This is a genomic window from Xanthobacter sp. (assembly GCF_041911315.1).
Classification (GTDB): Bacteria; Pseudomonadota; Alphaproteobacteria; order Rhizobiales; family Xanthobacteraceae; genus Xanthobacter; species Xanthobacter aminoxidans.
The window spans coordinates 20,950-38,369 of the sequence record NZ_JAYRPE010000067.1 but is presented as its reverse complement, the minus strand read 5'-3'; the positions used below and the strand labels follow the sequence as shown (position 1 = coordinate 38,369).

16 protein-coding genes are annotated in these 17,420 nt (G+C 67.9%); 3 read left to right on the top strand and 13 right to left on the bottom strand.

Features of this window, described 5'->3' with window-relative positions; translation table 11 throughout:
- Positions 1-5: 5 nt before the first annotated feature.
- The 4 genes from ACE3QW_RS19470 to ACE3QW_RS19455 all read right to left on the bottom strand — a co-directional run bounded on the left by ACE3QW_RS19470 (position 6) and on the right by ACE3QW_RS19455 (position 4,312).
- Positions 6-812 carry an ABC transporter permease gene (locus tag ACE3QW_RS19470; RefSeq protein WP_029557592.1) on the bottom strand — a complete coding sequence of 269 codons (807 nt, stop codon included), beginning with the start codon at positions 810-812 and terminating at the stop codon, positions 6-8.
- Entirely contained in the window at positions 809-2,215 is a 1,407-nt protein-coding gene (locus ACE3QW_RS19465; RefSeq protein WP_374253382.1) for a dihydroorotase family protein, read from the bottom strand. Before ACE3QW_RS19465 ends, ACE3QW_RS19470 begins: the two co-directional genes overlap by 4 nt.
- 62 nt (positions 2,216-2,277) lie before the next feature.
- Positions 2,278-3,306, bottom strand: a complete 1,029-nt coding sequence (locus ACE3QW_RS19460; RefSeq protein ID WP_374253380.1) for a GTP-binding protein — start codon at positions 3,304-3,306, stop codon at positions 2,278-2,280.
- A gap of 28 nt (positions 3,307-3,334) precedes the next feature.
- Complete coding sequence (locus tag ACE3QW_RS19455; RefSeq protein WP_374253378.1) at positions 3,335-4,312, bottom strand: ABC transporter substrate-binding protein; 978 nt, start codon at positions 4,310-4,312, stop codon at positions 3,335-3,337.
- Positions 4,313-4,464: 152 nt separating this feature from the next.
- On the opposite strand from ACE3QW_RS19455, the gene ACE3QW_RS19450 reads away from it, so the two are divergent.
- Entirely contained in the window at positions 4,465-5,223 is a 759-nt protein-coding gene (locus tag ACE3QW_RS19450; RefSeq protein ID WP_374253376.1) for an IclR family transcriptional regulator, read from the top strand.
- A gap of 76 nt (positions 5,224-5,299) precedes the next feature.
- Here the strand turns inward: ACE3QW_RS19450 and ACE3QW_RS19445 are convergent, their stop codons facing one another.
- Genes ACE3QW_RS19445 through ACE3QW_RS19410 form a run of 8 tightly spaced genes read right to left on the bottom strand, consistent with a single transcriptional unit; the run spans position 5,300 to position 12,951 of the window.
- Entirely contained in the window at positions 5,300-6,229 is a 930-nt protein-coding gene (locus tag ACE3QW_RS19445; protein ID WP_374253374.1) for a dihydrodipicolinate synthase family protein, read from the bottom strand.
- 11 nt (positions 6,230-6,240) lie between these two features.
- Positions 6,241-7,026, bottom strand: a complete 786-nt coding sequence (locus tag ACE3QW_RS19440; protein WP_374253372.1) for an SDR family oxidoreductase — start codon at positions 7,024-7,026, stop codon at positions 6,241-6,243.
- A 33-nt stretch (positions 7,027-7,059) separates the two neighbouring features.
- Entirely contained in the window at positions 7,060-7,755 is a 696-nt protein-coding gene (locus ACE3QW_RS19435) for a GntR family transcriptional regulator (RefSeq protein WP_374253371.1), read from the bottom strand.
- Complete coding sequence (locus tag ACE3QW_RS19430) at positions 7,752-8,771, bottom strand: Gfo/Idh/MocA family protein (protein ID WP_374253369.1); 1,020 nt, start codon at positions 8,769-8,771, stop codon at positions 7,752-7,754. The genes ACE3QW_RS19435 and ACE3QW_RS19430 overlap by 4 nt, the downstream gene beginning before the upstream one ends.
- Entirely contained in the window at positions 8,771-9,928 is a 1,158-nt protein-coding gene (locus tag ACE3QW_RS19425) for an ABC transporter ATP-binding protein (RefSeq protein ID WP_374253367.1), read from the bottom strand. The genes ACE3QW_RS19430 and ACE3QW_RS19425 overlap by 1 nt, the downstream gene beginning before the upstream one ends.
- Positions 9,929-9,935: 7 nt before the next feature.
- The gene (locus ACE3QW_RS19420) at positions 9,936-10,796 is read right to left on the bottom strand and encodes a carbohydrate ABC transporter permease (protein WP_374253365.1); all 861 of its coding nucleotides are present in this window, start codon (positions 10,794-10,796) and stop codon (positions 9,936-9,938) included.
- 1 nt (position 10,797) lies between these two features.
- Complete coding sequence (locus tag ACE3QW_RS19415; protein ID WP_374253363.1) at positions 10,798-11,757, bottom strand: carbohydrate ABC transporter permease; 960 nt, start codon at positions 11,755-11,757, stop codon at positions 10,798-10,800.
- 3 nt (positions 11,758-11,760) lie between these two features.
- The gene (locus ACE3QW_RS19410; RefSeq protein WP_374253361.1) at positions 11,761-12,951 is read right to left on the bottom strand and encodes an ABC transporter substrate-binding protein; all 1,191 of its coding nucleotides are present in this window, start codon (positions 12,949-12,951) and stop codon (positions 11,761-11,763) included.
- A 326-nt stretch (positions 12,952-13,277) separates the two neighbouring features.
- On the opposite strand from ACE3QW_RS19410, the gene ACE3QW_RS19405 reads away from it, so the two are divergent.
- Positions 13,278-14,975, top strand: coding sequence for an IlvD/Edd family dehydratase (locus tag ACE3QW_RS19405; RefSeq protein ID WP_374253359.1), 1,698 nt, complete (start codon positions 13,278-13,280; stop codon positions 14,973-14,975).
- A gap of 10 nt (positions 14,976-14,985) precedes the next feature.
- Complete coding sequence (locus ACE3QW_RS19400; RefSeq protein WP_374253357.1) at positions 14,986-15,864, top strand: amidohydrolase; 879 nt, start codon at positions 14,986-14,988, stop codon at positions 15,862-15,864.
- Between the two features lie 2 nt (positions 15,865-15,866).
- Here ACE3QW_RS19400 and ACE3QW_RS19395 read toward each other — a convergent pair whose 3' ends face one another.
- Positions 15,867-17,282 carry a PLP-dependent aminotransferase family protein gene (locus ACE3QW_RS19395; RefSeq protein ID WP_374253355.1) on the bottom strand — a complete coding sequence of 472 codons (1,416 nt, stop codon included), beginning with the start codon at positions 17,280-17,282 and terminating at the stop codon, positions 15,867-15,869.
- Between the last annotated feature and the right edge of the window lie 138 nt (positions 17,283-17,420).

Here is a 17,420-nt window from a genome sequence, read left to right as displayed (position 1 = left end):
CTGGTTCACTCCTGTCGCCACGGCGCGAGCCGGCGTTCCAGCCACTCGAAGAAGATGCTGCCCATGAGGCCGAGCATGCCGAGCATGATGACGTAGGCGAGCAGTGTCGCGGTGTCGAAGCTCTGTCCGGCGGCCAGGATGGCGAAGCCGAAGCCGGCGAAGGAGCCGAAGAACTCGGCGATGATGATGGCCACCAGCGCCCGCGCCCAGGCGACGCGGATACCGGAGACGATGAACGGCAGCGCGAAGGGCAGCGATACGGTGGTGAACACCTGCCAGCGCGAGGCGTTGAAGGAGCGCGCCGCCTCGATGAGGACTTTGTCGGTGGCCTTGAGGCCGGTTTCCGTCGTCACCAGCACCGGGAAGATGGTGAAGATGGTGACGAGCACGAACTTGGAGGCGAAACCCAGCCCCAGCCACGCGATGAACAGTGGCGCCAGCGCCACCAGCGGCACCGAGTTCAGCGCCGTCAGCATGGGCCCGGCGGTGAGGGCCAGCAGCCGGCTGGACGCCAGCGCGAGGCCGATGGCGACGCCGATCAGCACCGCCACCGGGAAGGACGCCGCCACCGCGCTCACGGTGGCGAGCGCGTTGGTCCACAGCGCGCCGTTGCCGCTCTCCTTGGCGAGCGCGCGGAACACCTCCGCCGGGGGCACCAGCAGGAGCTTGTTGGTGACCACATAGGTCGCCAGCACCTGCCAGATCACCAGCACGAAGGCGAGCGAGATCAGCATCCGCAGGAGACCTGCGGCGCGCGAGCGCCCTTCGAGGAAGTCGTAGACGCTGCGCCAGAAGGGAGCGGCTGCGGTCATTCCGCCGCCGCCTTGTGCGCGTGGCGGGCGGTGGAGACGGCCTGCCTGCCGTATCCCTTCTCGCCCACCACCTTGCCGTCCAGATAGATGGTGCGGCCGCGCAGGATGGTGCGCACCGGCTTGCCCTTGAAGCGGCGGCCGGCATAGGGGCTCCAGCCGACGAGGGAGAGCACGTCCTCGTCGCGCACCTCATATTCTGTCTCGAGGTCGACCAGCACGAGGTCGGCGTCGAAGCCGGGCTTGATCTCGCCCTTGCGATCGAGCCGGAACAGGCGCGCCGGGCGGGTGGAGGTGGCTTCCACCACGCGCTCCAGCGGCAGCTTGCCCTCGGTGGCGGCGGTGAGGAACATGGAGAGATAGAACTGGGTCGAGGGCGTGCCGGTGTGGGCCTTCCAGCCGTCGGTCCAGCCGATCTCCTTCTCCTCGCGGGTGTGCGGAGCGTGATCGGTGGCGATGATGTCGATGGTGCCGTCGCGCACGCCCTCCCACAGGCCGGGCACGTTCTTCTCCGGCACCCAGTAGGACAGGGCATAGGAGCCGAGGCGCTGGATCGCCGCCCATTCGCAGCCGAGGAAGAGCGCCCATGGGTTCAGCTCGCACGTCACCTTCTGGCCGCGCGCCTTGGCCTCGCGGATGAGCTGCACCGAGCCGGCGGTCTGGGTGTGCAGGATGTGGAGATGGCAGCCCGCCGCCTTCTGCAGGCGCAGCAGGGTGGCGATGGCGGTCTCCCAGATCACGCCGTCATGGGCGGCGTAGGCCTTGGCGTAGGCGAGGGCGTCGCGCTCCCCGCGCGCCCAGAATTCCTGCTCGATCACGTCCATCAGCGCCTGATCGTGGGGATGGATCATGAGCGGCACGTCGTGGGCCGCCGCCGCCTGCATGATCTCCAGGATCTTGCCGTGGTCATGCACGCCGATGCCCGGCATGTGCGGATAGGAGCGGCCGGTGTCCACCACCATGAAGAACTTGAAGGCGGCGATGCCGGTCGCGGCCATCGCCGGTACTTCCTCCAGGATGGTGGGGGCGGGATTGAAGTTCCAGTCCACCACCGCGTCGCGCTCATAGATGGCGAACTGCTTTTCCAAGAGGTCCAGGGTGTTGGGCGGGGGGGTCACGTTGGGCATGGCGACCGAGGTGGTCACGCCGCCGGCGGCGCACTGGAGCGTCGAGGTGTAGATCGTGTCCTTGTATTCGAAGCCCGGCAGCGAGCCCTCGCGGTGGTGCGAGTGCATGTCGATGACGCCGGGCAGGATGGCGAGGCCCTTGGCATCGATGACTTCGGCGGCAGCCGGCTCCAGCCCCGGCTCGAAGATGCCGGCGATGGCCCCGTCCTTGATGCCGATGGAGGCCTCGAAGCGGCCGTCCGCAGTCACGACGAGGCCGTTCTTGATGATGGTATCCAAGCTACTCTCCCGAGGACGAGGCCCGCACGGGCCAATATGAAAAGGATGCGGCCCGTGGCGCGTCAGGATGCGAGATCGAGCGCCACCGGGCGGGTGCGGATCACGTCCAGCACCTCGGTCACGTAGTCCTGCGACAGCCCGCGCGTGATGAAGACGATGCGCGAGCCCGCCATCCCTTCCGGCCAGGCGGACAGCTCCACCGGCGGTGAGAACAGGCGCTGCACCGCCTGCACGACGACGGGCTTGCTGCGGCCGGCGATGGCGAGAATGCCCTTCACCCGGAGCAGATCATCGCCATGGGCGATGGCCAGCGCATCGAGCCACGCCGAGACGTGTTCCCAATGGAGAGGTTCCTCGAAGGCGAGGCAGAAAGAGCCGATATCCTCGCGATGCCGCACGGGATCTGCCGCCTCGAACGCCTCCGCGCGCAGCCAGGCGCGCACTTCACTCGGACGGGTGTTCGGGTCGGCGGGGTCGATGCCGTCGAGGAGGGTGGGCTGGGCGAGGTGGGTGAGCGAGGAGCGATGCAGACGCGCGCCGGGCGAAAGGCCGGCGATGCGGGCTTCCAGCGGGGCTAAGTCGGCGCCCGCGAGATCCGCCTTGGTCAGCACCACCTCGTCGGCGACGCCCACCTGCTTGCGCGCTTCCGCGTGGCGGTCGAGCGTGCCCATGCCCTGCACCGCATCCACCGCCGTCACCACCCGCCCGAGGCGATAGGTGCGCGCCACCGGAAAGGTAATGAGCGCCTGGATGACCGGGCCGGGATCGGCCATGCCGGTGGTCTCGATGATGACCCGGGCGAACGCCTTCACCTCGCCCCGCGCGCGCTTCTCGGTGAGGTCGCGCAGCGTCTCCACGAGGTCGCCCTTCACCGTGCAGCACAGGCAGCCGGTGGAGAGCTCGATGGTGTTGTCGGAGCTGGCGGCGATGAGCGCATGGTCGATGCCGATCTCGCCGAACTCGTTGACGATGACGGCCGCGTCGCTCAGCGCCGGGTCGCGCAGCCACCCGTTGAGCAGGGTGGTCTTGCCAGATCCGAGGAAGCCGGTGAGCAGCGTCACCGGCGTCCGCATGTCGCGAAAATGGGCCATGGTGTCGGCTCCTCTCGCTGCGCTCCGCTCACTTGCCGGCGATGTAGCTCGGGTCGTAGTAGCGCTTGAGGTCGAAGGCCTGGCTCTGGGGATCGCCACCCACCGCAGCGTCGATCTTGTAGAGGTTTTCAAGGCCGGCCGCGGGGACGGAGAGATCGGCGGGGATGGCCTTCTGCTCCTTCACGATGAAGGCGTAGGAATCCTCCACCACGTCGCGGGGCGTCTTGGTGTAGGCGGCGAGCACGTCGATGGCCGCATCCTTATTGGCGGGATTGTCGATGAAGGCGGCCGCCTCCTTCAGCGCCTGTGTCAGCGCGATGGCGGCGGGGCGCGTGGCGGGCGCTTCACCCCAGGACTTGTTCAGCACGAGGGGGGTCTGGACATAGGGCTCGCGATAGACATCGAGCAGCACGGCACCCTCGCGCCCGGCGAGGGTGTCGAAGGGGGCGATGAGCAACGCGCCGGCCACCTGACCGTTGCCCATGGCGATGATGCGATCGCGGGAATTGGCGATGGACACCATCTGCGCGCCGGCCGGGTCTACGCCCGCCTGCTTCAGCTGATACTTCAGGAGGTTGGCGGTGCCGCCCTTGACCGCGCCCGCGGTGAGCGGCTTGCCGGCGAGATCCTTCATGGAGCCGGTGCCCTTGGCGCCGTAGAGGCGCAGGATGGTCTTGTCGAGCACCGCGCCGGCGATGATGACCGGAGCGCCCTTGTCGATGGCCCGCACCGCGAGATCGCCGAGGGCGATGCCCGCATCCGCGCTGCCGGAAGCGACCGCCTGCAGCAGCGCCGGGCTGTCCGATGCGCGCAGCTCGCGCACGGCGATGTTCCGCTTGTCGTAGAAGCCCTTGTCCACGGCGATAGCGTGCAGCCACAACAGCGCACTCGGGGCCAGAACGGCGAGCTTCACTTCGGTCTTGGGCGCCTGCGCATGAGCCCCGGCGAGCGGAAGGCTGAGGGCGAGGGCGGCGGCAACGAGGCGGGGAAGGACGCGCTTCATCATCTCTCTCCGGAAGGGGGACGCGTCTTGCCGCGCGTCATCTGCCGAAAGAGTGCTCGAACTTTCCATCTCCTTCAAGCATAATTCGCAACAGGTAGGAATTTTGCGAAATTCTTACAGAATGATATAAAGTATCATTCTTCGGGAGGGCGAGGTTGGCCAGCAGGATTCTTCAGGTCATGGGACTGTTTCGCGGACGCCCCTGGCCGCTGACGGTGGAGGAGATCGCCCAGGAAACGGGCGTGTCCCAGAGTTCCGCCTATCGCGACGTGCAGGAGCTTTGCCGGGCCGGCTTTCTCGATCCCGTCATCGGCGCCGGCTACGTGCTCGGCCCCGCCTTTATCGAGTATGACCGGCTGTTGCGGCAGGGGGACACGCTGATCCCCACCGCCTCGCGGGTGATGCACGAACTGCTCGACCAGACCACCCAGCGCGCGACGGCGATCCTCTGCCGGCGCTATCGTGACACGGTGATGTGCGTGCATCAGGAGCACGGCACCGCGCCCCATCCCATCACCACCTACGAGCGGGGCGTGGCCATGCCGCTCTTCGCCGGCGCCTCCTCGAAGGTGGTGCTGGCCCATCTCGACGACCGCTCGCTGAAGCGCATCTATCTCGACAATGAGGACACCATCCGCGCCCGTCTCGGACACGGCGACTGGAAAGCCTTCAAGGCCGAGGTGCGGGCCATCCGGCGCGACGGCGTGGTGGAGACGGTCTCGGAGGTCGCCGAGGGGCGCGCGGGCATCGCGGCGCCGGTCCTCGTCAACAAGCAGGTCATCGCCGGGGTCAGCCTCGTGCTGGCGGCGGAGGATCTCGCCGGGGCGTCGCCGGCCATCCGCGCCGCCGTCATCGACGCGGGCCGGCGGATTTCCGAGGAGATCGCGGGCGGCGGCACGTGGGTGGCGCGGTAGATTGGGGCTCTGAAAACGAACCGCGGCGGCCCCGTCTGCCGGAGCCGCCGCGATCGAAAACGTCGGGCCTCGGCGCTCAGATCGCCGCGCGCGGATCGTGCTTGGCGAGGCGGGAGAGCAAATAGTCCACTTCCGCCCGCGCGGTGGCGGAGAGGGATGAGCCGGGCTTGCGCTGGGCGTCGGAGGCGATGAAGCCGCGCTTCATCATCACATATTTGCGCACCGCGAGGCCGACGCCCTGCTGCTGCTCGTAGCGCATGAGCGGGAGGTGGGCGTCGAACAGGTCATGCGCCTTGTCCCGCTCGCCGGCCTTCTGCAGCTTCACCACCTCGCCCAGCATCTCGGGGAAGGCGTAGCCGGTCATGGCGCCGTCCGCCCCGCGCTCCATCTCGAAATCAAGGAACAGGCCGCCATTGCCGGTGAGAATGGAGATGGGGCGCATGGAGCCTTCCTTCTGGAAGGCGCGCAGGGCCGTGATCTTCTCCAGGCCCGGCCAGTCCTCGTGCTTCAGCATCACGCAGGAGGGGTTCTCCTGAACGATCTGGCGGATGACCTTGGGCGTCATCTGCACGGTCAGGGTGAGCGGATAGTCCTGGATGACGAAGGGGATGTCGGCACCGATGGCCTCGATGGCCTGCCGGTAATAGCCAGTGATCTGGTCGTCCGTGCGCAGGGCCGGGGGCGGGGCGATCATGACGCCAGCCGCGCCCTTGTCAATGGCGGCGCGCGCCAGCCAGCGCATGGCGGCGAGGCCCGGCGCCGAGACGCCGACGATGACCGGCAGCCGGCCGAAGCCGGCGATGAAGCGGGCGGTAATGGCGAGGGATTCCTCCGGCTCCAGCTTGGGCGCCTCGCCCATGATGCCGAGCACCGTCACGCCGGTGGCACCGGCCGCGAGATAGCGCGCGATCAGGGTGTCGAGGGAGCCCTCGTCGATCTTCCCGTCCGGCGTGAACGGGGTGGGGGCGATGGGGAACAGGCCGGAGGCGCTGGCGTCGAGAAGCATGATGAACCCGATCAGATGCTGGCGATGAGGCCGCCATCCACGCGGATGACCGAGCCGTTGACATAGGACGAAGGCATACCGGCGAGGAAGGCCACCACGTTGGCATATTCCTGCGGGTCGCCGTAGCGGCCGACGGGGATGGAGGCCGTGCTTTCCGCAGCCACCTCTTCCACGGTGCGGTTCTCGCGCTCGGCTTTCTTGGCATCGAGGAATTTGATGCGGTCGGTGGCGATGCGGCCGGGCAGGATGATGTTGGCGGTGATGCCGTCGCGCGCCACCTCGCGGGAGAGCGTCTTCGACCAGCCCACCAGCGACAGGCGCAGCGCGTTGGAGATGGCGAGGTTCGGAATGGGCGCCACCACGCCGGAGGAGGTGGAGGTGATGATGCGGCCCCACTTACGCGCCCGCATGCCGGGCAGCACCCGGTCGGCGATGGCGATCACCGAGAGCACCATGTCGTTGAAGCTCTTGGCCCACAGCGCCGGGTCCTGCCCGGCGGCCGGGGTGGGGGGCGGGCCGCCCGTGTTGTTCACCAGCACGTCCACCGGGCCGAGCTTCGCCTCGATCTCGGCGATGTGCGCATCGATGCCGGCGAGGTCGGAAAGGTCGAACTTGAGCGCCATCGCCTCGCCGCCCACGGCCGCGATGCGCTCCGCCACTGCACCGGCGGCGGCGAGGTCGATGTCGCCCAGCGCCACCTTCGCGCCCTCCGCCGCCAGCGTCGCCGCGATGGCGCTGCCGAGCCCGCCGCCTGCGCCGAGCACGAGGGCCGTTTTGCCTTTCAGTCCGAGATCCATGGTCCATCCTTCGTCATGTCGGCAGGGGGGAGGTCAGTCGGCGATCGCCAATCGACCCGAGGCCGCCGTGCCGGCGGTGCGCGCAAGGTAGTCGGCCTTGCTGTATTGCATGTGATCGACGCAGAGCTGCGCCAGCGCCCAGCTGTCCGTGCCTCCGAGCAGCTCGATCATGATGTCGTGCTGGCGGCGGGAGAGCTGGAGCCCAGCGTGATCGGCGAGATTCTTGGCGCGCATGGGCAGGGTATAGCCCATGTAATCTTGCAGCGTGCGCACCAGATAGGGGTTTCCGCAGCCCGAGAACAGGGTCAGGTGGAACAGATCGTTGGTCTCATGGATGCCGCGCAGGTTGCCGGCATCGGCATGGCGGCAATAATCGGCCTGGATCTCCTTGAGGCGCGCGATCAGCTCCGGCGGGGCGGGCAGGGGGATCATCAGTGCGGCCTGCCGGGTGAGCATCTCGCGCACCGCATAGATCTGCTGCACCTCCTCGGCGGAGTAAGAGCAGACGGTGGCGCCCACATTCTTCTCGCGCCGCACAACGCCGGTGCGCTCCAGCTGCACCAGCGCCTGCCGGATGTAGTGCCGCGAGGCGCCGTAGCGCGCCATCAGCGTGTCTTCCACCAGCCGGGAGCCAGGCGCGAAACGGCCGAAGATGATGTCATCCTCCAGCCGACGCTGGACTTCGGCCTGCTCGTCGGCCCGCGATGCGGGAAGGGACGCTTCGCTCATGCGGCGCTCCTGTTCGCCGTCTCGAATCCGGAGAGGCTGTAGCAATCCTCTACCAGCCGCAAGGTCTCCAGATTGTCCTCGGGCGATGTCTCGAAGGTGGCGCCGCTTTGAAGACACGCGACGAAATGGGCGATCGTCGCAGCATACGAGCCGAGATAGGTCGCCTCGGGATCATAGTCCAGCCGCTCCGGCTCGGGGCCGGCGAGGGTGAGGGTGGTGCCGTCGAGCTTGAGCGTGCCGGCGTCGCCGAGGATGGTCAGCCGGTCCGCCTGCTGCGGCGGCACGCCATAGGCCGCGAAGCTGGCGAAGATGGAGACGCCGGCGCCGCTCGCGGTGGAGAGCTGAATCACGGCGCCGTCTTCGCCCCGCATGGCGTTGCAGGTGCGGCTCAGCGCTGCCGCCTCCACTTTCAGCGGGCCGAGCAGCATACGTAGCGTGTCGAGGTGATGGATGAGCACCTCCGCCACCAGCATGCGCCGTTCCTCGCGCATGAAGGGCTGGCGCTCAAGCGCCTGGAACCGCCCCTCCGCATCCGGCACGGTACCGGAGGTGACGAGGGAAAGGTGAGCGGCGCGCACCGTGCCGATGCGCCCGGCGCGGAGCCATTCGGCCGCCTGCCGGTAATAGGCGCGGAAACGCCAGTTCTCATGCACCATCAGGCGCACCTGTCCGCCGATGTCGGCCACCAGTTGCTCGGCCTCCGGCAGAGTGGGGGCGAGGGGCTTCTGGCACAGGATGGGCAGGCCGTGCCAGGCCGCGAGGCGGGCCAGCTCCGCATGGACAGCGCGGGGCGCGGCGATGTCCACCGCATCGAGGCCGCCGGCCGCAAGCATCGCTTCGGCGCTGGTGAACACCACCGGAATGCCGAAGGCGCGCGCCCGCTCGGCGGCGCGTTCGGCGGACGGGTCGGCGATGGCCACCACCTTCGCCGCCTCGCCCAGCGCCGCCCAGCCCTTCAGGTGATGCTGGGTGACCCAGCCGGCGCCGATGAGCCCGACGCGGAGCGGCGCGGCCATCAGTGCGTCCTCCGTTGCACGGCGGCGCGAACGGCGGCGGCGCCGGTTTCCAGCGGGGCGATGGCGTCGCCCGTCTCGGCGTCGAACAGATAGGCGGCGTCGGCCCGGAAGAAGAGCACCACCTCCTGATCGGGCGTCGCGGTGACGTGGCGGGGCAGGCGGGCGGTGATCTCGCCGCCGCCGGGTAGTTCCAGCAGAAGCAGCGTCTCGGCGCCCAGCGGCTCCACCGCGATGGTGCGCCCGGTGACGCGCCCGCCCGGCGCGCCGTCGAGGGCGGCAGGATCGATCGCCATGTCCTCGGCGCGCACGCCGAGCGTCACCTTGCGGCCGTCCCGCGCCTGAAGCACGCCGTCGCTCCAGCGGGCGAGCGGCGCATCCAGCGCCGGGCTCGTCGCACGGCGGGTGGCTGCGGAAAGCGTCGCGTCCATGAGGTTCATGGGCGGCGAGCCGAGGAAGCGGGCGACGAAGGTGTTGGCCGGTTGCCAGTAGACGTCGAGCGGTGCGCCGATCTGCGCCACCTTGCCGGCGTTCATCACGCAGATGCGCGTGCCCATGGTCATCGCCTCCACCTGATCGTGGGTGACGTAGATCATGGTGGAGCCGAGGCGGTGGTGCTGCTTGATGATCTCGCTGCGGGTGTTGACGCGCAGCGCTGCATCGAGGTTGGACAGCGGCTCGTCGAACAGGAACACCTGCGGTTCGCGCACCATGGCGCGGCCCAGCGCCACGCGCTGGCGCTGGCCGCCGGAGAGGGCGCTGGGCTTGCGCGTCAGCAGCGGTGCGAGGCCGAGGAGCGCCGCCACCTCCTTCACCCGCCGCTCGATCTCGGCGTTGGGGATGGCCCGGCGGCGCAGGCCGAAGGCGAGGTTGTCGGCAACGCTCATGTGCGGATAGAGCGCATAGGACTGGAACACCATGGCGATGTCCCGGTCCTTGGCCGGCACGTCGTTCACCACCCGCCCGTCGATGGAGAGGGTGCCACCGGAGATGGTCTCCAGCCCCGCGATCATGCGCAGGGTGGTGGACTTGCCACAGCCCGAGGGGCCGAGCAGCACCATGAACTCCCCGTCGTCGATGGTGAGGTCCACGTCCTCCACCACGACGGGGCCGCCGCCGCCATAGCGCTTCACGATCTTGTCGAGTTTCACCACTGCCATGGCAGCCTCACTTGATCGCGCCGGCGGTCATGCCGCGGATCAGCTTTTCGGAGAAGAAGACGTAGACGACGATGACTGGGATGACCGAGATCATGACGCCGGTGGCGATCATGCCGATGTCCTGGAAATGGTCGCCCATGAAGGCGCGGATGCCGATGGGCAGCGTGCGCTTGTCCGGATCGGTGATGAGCACCACGGCGAACAGGAACTCATTCCAGAGCTGGATGAAGTTCAGGATCAGCGTTGTGGCGATGGCCGGCATGCCCACCGGCAGCACGATGCGCCAGAAGATCTCGAGGTCGCCATAGCCATCCATCTTGGCCGCGTCGAACAGGTCCTGCGGGATGCGGGCGAACAAGCCTTCCAAGAGATACACGGTCAACGGCAGCTGGAGCGAGATATAGACCAGCGCCAGCCCGAACAGGCTGTTGTAGAGATTGTAGTCCACCAGGATCTGGTACAGCGAGATCAGGGTGATCTGCGGCGGGAAGATGATGGACGAGAACAGGATGCCGTAGATCAGCCGGTTGCCGCGGAAGCGGTAGCGCGCCAGCGCATGGGCCGCCGCGGCGCCGATGAAGGTGAGCACCGCCACCGCGCCGACCACCACCAGGGTGGAGTTCCAGAAATAGGTGGCGAAGTCCGAGTCCACCCAGGCGGTGCGGAACTGGTCGAGGTGCATCGGGCTCGGCCAGGCATAGGGATCGGCGCTGATCTCCGCCGTGGTGCGCACCGACATGGTGGCGAGCCACAGGAACGGGCCGAGCTGGTAGATGGTGTAGACGCCCAGCACCAGCGCGAGGATGCCCCGCGAGAACAGGCGCGGCAGCGGCGCGCGGCCGGAGGCGGCGGCGAGGGTTGCGGCCATCTCAATACTCCAGCCGCTCGCGCGAGCCGAGCACGCGGTTGAGGATGATGACTGCGGCGCACACCACCAGGAACCACACGGTGGCGATGGCGGAGGGATAGCCGAGGTCGAAGGTGTTCCAGTTGAAGGCGCGCTTGTAGACGTAGGTGGAGACCGTCTCCGTCGCCCACAAAGGCCCGCCCTGGGTCATGATCCAGACGAGGTCGAACACCTTCATCTTGCCGATGAAGGACAGGATGTAGAGCGACAGCAGCGTCGGCCGCAGCATGGGGATGATGATGTAGCGCAGCTTCGCGCCCCAGCCGCAATTGTCGAGGTCGGAGGCTTCCAGCACTTCCTTGGGCAACGAATGGATGGCGGCGAGGCACACCACCATGTTGAAGCCGGCCCATTTCCACGCATGGGTGACGATGACGGCGGCGAGCGCGAGGTTGGGATCGCCGAGCCAGGAGGAGGCGAGATCGCCGAGGCCCACCGCCCGCAGCATCACGTTCAGCACGCCCCAGTCGTAATTGTAGATCCACATCCACAGGATCGCGACGACCACGTAGGAGAGCAGCACCGGCGTGAACCAGGCGACGCGCAGGAAGCGCGCGAACGGCACGCCGGCATAGAGCGCGAGGGCGAGGAGGAGGCCGGTGGCGACATCGATGACGGGGGCGACGAAGGACCAGATGAAGGTGTTGCGCACGGCGACCCAGAAGGTCTCGTCGCCCATCAGCTCGCGATAGTTCGCGAGGCCGACGAAGGTCGCGTCCATGCCCTCGATGGTGAAGAAGCTGTCAAAGATGGTGCGGAAGGCCGGATAGGCCGTCAGCCCGCAATAGACCAGCAAAGCCGGCCCGAGAAAGATGGCAAGGACCAGCCGCGTGGCGCGCCTGGGGTCGGCGAGGGTGGCCCGCGAGGAGGCTTTCGCCTCCCCGCTCTTGGCCGTGGTTCGAAGGGAAATGGCGTCGGGCATCGCTCACTTCTTCAGGCAGGCGGCGTCCATCTTCTCCGCCGCATCCGCAACGCTGATGAGGCCGGCGGGGAAGGCGTTGTTCATGACCTGGATATAGGTCTCGGCGCACTTGGCCCGGTAGTAGAGCAGGGGCGTACCGAAGAAATAGGTCACGTCCTTGTTGCGGGCGTTCAGCTCGTCGAAATAGGCCTTGTGCGGGCTGACGATCTTCGCCGGATCGGACTTGAGCCCGCTCTGCAGCGACACTTCGCTGATCCATTTGGTGCCGTTCTCGGCATTGGCCATGGATTTCAGCAGCGCGCCGGCGCAATCCTTGTTCTTGCCCTTGGAATACATGACGAAGCTGCCCGCCACCGCCAGCGTCTTGCAGTTCGGGCAGGCGCCCTTGTCCATGGCGGGGAACTTCATGATGCCGAGCGGGAAGTTCGCCGGCATGCCGCCTTTCTCCGGCGCGGCGAAGGCGCGGCCGGTGAACCAGCTGGGATCGGGGAAGGTGAGGGAGCCCGGAGAATTGTAGAAGTAGAAGTGGGATTCGCCGAGCTTCAGGGTGGAGAAGCTCTTGGGATAGGCGCCGGCATCCACCAGATCCTTCACCCAGGTCATCACCTCCTGCACGCGCGGATCCTTGAACGACAGTTCGCCGTTCAGAAGCTTCTTGTAGTCGTCCGGGCCGAGCTTGCGCAGCAGCGATTCAAACAGCAGCTGGCCGCCGGGGAAGGGCCGGTCGCCCACGCCCTGCGACACCGGCGTGATGCCGGCGGCGACGCCCTTCTTCACCAGATCGGTGAACTGCGTCTGGGTGAGCTGGAAGGAGGCCGGCACGTCCACGCCCACCTTCTTCACCAGATCCTTGTTGTAGTAGAGCTCGACCGTATAGGCCTCCACCGGCACGCCATAGACCTTGCCCTTGGAGGTCCAGGCGGGCTTGGCCCAGTCTTCGAGACCGTTGAGGTCGATGTAGCCGTCGAGAGGCTCGAGGAAGCCGCCGGCGAGGAATTCCGGCTGGTCGGGCTCCATGTAGAAGATGTCGGGCGCCTGCCCCGTGCGCACGGCGGACTTCGCCTGGGTATAGATGTCGGCCTTCGGGATGAAGCTGAGCTTCACCGTGCACTGCTTGTTGGCGGCCTCGAAGTCCTTCACCCGGGCCGTCACCCATTCCTTCTTGGCGGGCTCGTCGGGCCAGTTGCTCCACATGGTGATTTCGGTCTGCGCGAAGGCGTGGCCCCCGCCCATCGCCGCGGCAACGGCAACCGCCGCGCACAGGCCTCGGCCCAATCCCCACCCCGAAGCTTTTACAACGCCTCGAATGCTCGTCATCCGCGTTCCTCCCGCTTAGTCCCGTTATGCCCGGGGTTTGCGGGGAGACTGGGCGGAGGTCGGATTATTGTCAATAATGATTCCGAATGACGGCGCATTTTTCGTCTTATGTCGCGTTTGTGGGCATATATTATTGACAATCAGATCGGGCGGGGAAATTCTCCGCCTTCAGGTCGGCGATGATCGGCACGGGGAAGGCGAGGATGGCGCGGGGACTGCGAAAAGGATTGACGAGCTACGGCGACGACGGGTTCGCGCTGTTCCTGCGCAAGGCCTTCATCAAGGCCATGGGCTATTCTGACGACGCGCTGGACCGGCCCATCGTCGGTATCACCAACACCTACAGCGATTACAACCCCTGCCACGGCAACGCGCCCCAGCTTATCGAGGCGGTGAAGCGCGGGGTGATGCTGGCCGGGGCCATGCCCATGGTGTTTCCCACCATCTCCATCCACGAGAGCTTCGCCCATCCCACCTCCATGTTCCTGCGCAATCTGATGGCCATGGACACGGAGGAGATGATCCGCGCCCAGCCCATGGATGCGGTGGTGGTGATCGGCGGCTGCGACAAGACCCTGCCGGCGCAGATCATGGCCGCGGCGAGCGTGGACCTGCCCGCCGTGGTGGTCCCGGTCGGCCCCATGGTGGTGGGCCATCATCGCGGCGAGGTGCTGGGCGCCTGCACCGATTGCCGGCGGCTGTGGAGCGCGCACCGCGCCGGCGAGATCGACGAAGTGGAGATCGATACGGTGAACGGGCGTCTCGCGCCGTCGGTGGGCACTTGCATGGTCATGGGCACGGCCTCGACCATGGCCTGCATCACCGAGACGCTCGGCCTCTCTTTGCCCATGAGCGCATCCATCCCCGCGCCCCATGCCGAGCGGGTGCGGCTGGCGGAACAGAGCGGCAAGGTCGCCGCGCGCCTCGCGGTGGAGGGCGGGCCGAAGCCGAGTGAACTCCTCACCCCCGCCGCCTTCCACAATGCGCTGGTGGTGATGCAGGCCATCGGCGGCTCCACCAACGGCATCATCCACCTCACCGCCATCGCCAACCGCGCCAGCGTGAAGCTGGAGCTGGAGACGCTGGACGCCATCGGCCGCGACGTGCCGGTGCTGGTGGATCTCAAGCCCTCCGGCGCGCACTACATGGAGCATTTCCACCATGCCGGCGGCGTGCCCAAGTTCTTGAAGCAGCTCGGTGATCTCATCGATCTCGATGCGCCGACGGTCCACGGCGGCACCCTGCGCGAGATGGTCGAGGCCGCCGAGGAGGTGCCCGGACAGGATGTCATCCGGCCCCGCTCCAACCCCATCAAGGCACAGGGCTCCATGGTGGTGCTGCGCGGCAATCTCGCGCCCGGCGGCGCGATCCTGAAGCAGGCGGCGGCGAGCGAGCGGCTGTTGCAGCACACCGGCCGGGCGGTGGTGTTCGATTCTGTGGCCGACATGGCCGCGCGCATCGATGATCCCGACCTCGACGTCACCGCCGACGACGTGCTGGTGCTGCGCAACACCGGCCCCAAGGGCGCGCCGGGCATGCCCGAGGCGGGCTATCTGCCCATTCCGAAAAAGCTCGGACGGCAGGGGGTGAAGGACATGGTGCGCATCTCCGATGCCCGCATGAGCGGTACGGCCTTCGGCACCATCGTGCTGCACATCACGCCGGAATCGGCGGTGGGCGGGCCGCTGGCGCTGGTTGAGAGCGGCGACATGATCCGCCTCGACGTGGAAGGCCGGCGCATCGACCTTCTGGTGGCGGAAGACGAACTCGCCCGCCGCCGCGCCATCCTCGCGGACGTGCCCGAACGGCCGCTGCCGGAGCGCGGCTATGCCCGGCTGTTCCAGCAGACCGTGCTGCAGGCCGACGAGGGCTGCGATTTCGACTTCATGGTCCCGCGCTGAGGGGGAGCGCATGAGTGCCGACGCCCCGCTCTGCCTGCCGCCGCGCCCCTTCACGGAGGCGCCGGCCGCGCGCGTGCTGCCGCCCGGCACGTGCGACACGCACATGCACGTGTTTGGCCCGCCCGCGCACTATCCGCTGGTCGCCGGGCGCAACTACACGCCGCAACCGGTGACGTTCGATGCCTACCGGCCGGTGATGGCGGCGCTGGGCATCGATCGCGCTGTGCTGGTGCAGCCGAGCGTCTACGGCACGGACAATTCGGCCCTGTTGAATACGCTGCGGCGTGCCCCCGAACACCTGCGCGGCGTGGTCGTGGTGGCGCCGGAGGTGAGCGATGCCGAGCTTGCGGGGCTCCACGGTCTGGGCGTGCGCGGCATCCGCGTCAACCGGCGCAATCCCGGCGGGCTCTCGCTTGAGGATCTGGCGCGCCTCGCCGCGCGGATCGGGGCGTTCGGCTGGCATATCCAGCTTCAGGCGGTGATCGGCGAAGGCTTCAGCCTCGCGCCCATCGTGCGCGCCTGCCCGGTGCCGGTGGTGCTGGACCATATGGGCTTCCTCGCGCCCGGCCTGCCGCTCGCGGGCGGCCCGTTCGGCGAGGTGCTGGAGCTGGTCGGCGAAGGCAATCTCTGGGTGAAGCTGTCCGCGCCCTACCGCCTGTGCCATCGGGGGCCGGATGGCTATGCGGCGCTCGCGCCCTATGTGGCGGCCCTCCTCGCCTGTCGCACCGACCGGCTGCTCTGGGCCAGCGATTGGCCGCACACGGAACTGTTCGAGGCCATGCCCGACGATCTCGACCCCGCCCTCCTGCTCGGGCTCGAGCGCGCCGATGCGGACACCCGCCGCCGCATTTTCATCGGCAATCCAGCCGCGCTCTACGGCTTCGACTGAAATCAGGACCCGGCGAGGATTTCGCCCATGAATTTCTCGAAGCGCGGGTCGTCCGCATAGGCGACGTTTATCCGTAGTGATGGCCTGCGGGGCTCGCTATCGGGATGAAACACCGCGCCCGGTGCCAGCAGGATGCCGCGCTCGGCGGCGCGGCGGGAGAGGGAGCTGTCGTCCAGCCCCTCCGGCAGTTCACACCACAGATAGAAGCCGCCGCCCGGCGGGCCGAAGATGGGCAGGCCGAGGCGGCCCAGCGTCGCCTGCGCCTGATCGGTCGCCGCCGAGACGCGGCCGCGCAGCCGCTTGAGGTGGCGGCGATACTGGCCGGACGTGATGAGATCGTGGACGATGCGCTCCACGTATCCGGAGGAGTTCACGCTCGTCACCATCTTGAGCGCCCCCAGCCGCTCGATGAGATCGGCGGAGGCCACCACATAGCCGCAGCGCAGGCTCGCCGAGAGGGTCTTGGCGAAGGTGCCCACATGGATCACCCGCTCCAATTGGTCCAGCGAGGCGAGGCGCGGGTGGGAGGCGGGCAGGATATCGGCGAACGGGTCGCTCTCCACCACCAGCAGGCCATAGCGGGTGGCCACCTGCAGCAGGCGATAGGCCACCGCCGGCGTCAGAGACGAGCCGGTGGGGTTGTGGGCCAGCGACTGGGTGAAGAACAGCTTGGCGCCGGACTGCGCCGCCTTCTCGGCGAGGTCCGCCACGTCCGGCCCCTCGGCCGTGCGACGGACGCCGAGGGTGCGCGCCTTGGCGAGGCGCAGCTTGCCGAAGAGGGGATAATAGCCGGGCGAATCCACCAGCACCGTGTCGCCCGGCTCCACCAGCATGCGCACGATCAGGTCCAGCGCGTGGTTGGCGCCCTGCGTCAGCAGCACCCGCGCGGGATCGGCGGCGATGGCCCGCTCGGCGAGGAGGGCGGCGATGGCCTCGCGCAACAGGGGGAAGCCGAAGGGGCTGCCATAGCTCGCCGGAAAGGGGCGGCGGCCGGGGCGGTTGATGGGCTTGAGATAGCGCCCCACCTCCGAGCCCTCCATCCAGGACGGGGGCGGGCGCCCGTCGCCCACGCGCACGTCGTAATGCTGCTCCAGCTGCTCGCGCAGCAGCCACACGCTGTCCACCGCCTCGATGACGGCGGGCGGGGCAGGCGGACGCACCGGGGCGGCGCGGGTGCGCATCACATAGAAGCCGGAGCCCGGCCGCGCCTCGATGCGGCCGGAGGCGGCGAGCCGCTCATAGGCCTCCACCAGCGTGTTGCGCGACACGCCATAGGCCGCGAAGGCGGCACGGATGGAGGGGAGCTTCTCTCCCGGCCGCAACTGGCCGGCATCGATGCGACGTGACAGCAGGCGGACCACCGCGTCCACCCGCGTCAGGCTCTCGTCGTCCTCAAGAAGCTGCTCGATCGTACCCATGAAATGAAGGGTACGGCTGCATCGTTTCCAACGCAAAGTGTTCCTTGCCGTACCCCTCCCCGCAGCGGAAAGTCCGCCCCAACAGGCACGCCACGCGCGGCCGACAAGAGACAGGGACGGAACGCCGGAACCGCGCCA